General features: G+C 50.4%; 1 protein-coding gene. It reads right to left on the minus strand.

The window, feature by feature from the left end; genetic code table 11:
- Positions 1-118: 118 nt before the first annotated feature.
- The coding region (locus tag Q0413_RS03325; protein ID WP_298987292.1) for a DUF6138 family protein at positions 119-1,020 on the minus strand (902 nt) is incomplete at its 5' end.

A 1,020-nucleotide genomic window follows, 5' to 3' on the forward strand; every position in this document is an offset into this window, starting at 1 on the left:
GTTTAGACGAGGCGGAAATGAGCCGAATGAAGGAGCGTATATATAAATACGTGACTGAAATTCGGCGAAATTTCTAACGAAGTATAAACCAAAAAGACAAGCCTTAAAATCGCAAAATTTAACCCGAAATTTCCTTCCGCCAGTTCTTACCCCACACGGCATACGCCGCGCTTTCTTTCTCGTGCTCCTGTAGCCCCGAGATCGCGCGCGCAAACAGAGCTTTGTTCGCAGGCCCCTTCATTAGCGCCTTTAAGCTTTTGTAAATTTTATCCTCCTGATATGACAGCAGCCCCGCGACGATCACCTCTAAATTACGCTCGCTAATGCCGTAGCGATCGATAAACGCCTCGATAAATTTAATATGCGCGCTTTGATGTTCGGCATCCACCGTCTCAAAGTAGCGCCGCGCGAGACCAAAGTATTTTTCGCTCTTTAGCGCGAGGCCGAAAACTGCATAGCTGCCGCTCATTAGGCACTTTTCGCCGTCCGTGTCGGCGTAGAACTCAAACCTGTGCTTTAACGCCTCGTTCGCGTAAAGCTCAAGCTCCCCGTCCAGCTCGTGTGCGAGCGCGGCGGCGAAAAATCGGTGCGTGGGCGTGGGTGCAAGGCCCTCGATCGGCAGATAAATTTTCTGCGCTTTAGAGCTAAGCTTTACGGCGTAGCTTGCAGCAAAGCCCGCTTGCAGCAGCTTTATGATGAAATTTAGCGCCTTTTTATACGCGTCCGCCGTTTCATTTTTGATTTTTACTCGAACTTGCGCGAAAACGTCGTTCGCTAGACACTCTACGTCCGCGTCTTTAAATTTTACTAGCTCGCCCTCAAGCTCGCCCGTGCCGTGATCCAGATAGCTTTGCGCCTGCGCCGAGCCGAAAATTTTAGCCGCGCACTCCAAATCCTTGCGCGCAAGATTCACATCCCAACTATAGCGCTTAAATTTGATATTCCAAAGCGCCGCCCGCACGAAAAATGCAAGCTCACCCGCGTCTACGCTTTGCAGCGAAAAGTCCTTTTTAAGCTCGT

Origin of the sequence: uncultured Campylobacter sp. (genome assembly GCF_938045465.1) — a bacterium.
Lineage (GTDB): Bacteria > Campylobacterota > Campylobacteria > Campylobacterales > Campylobacteraceae > Campylobacter_B.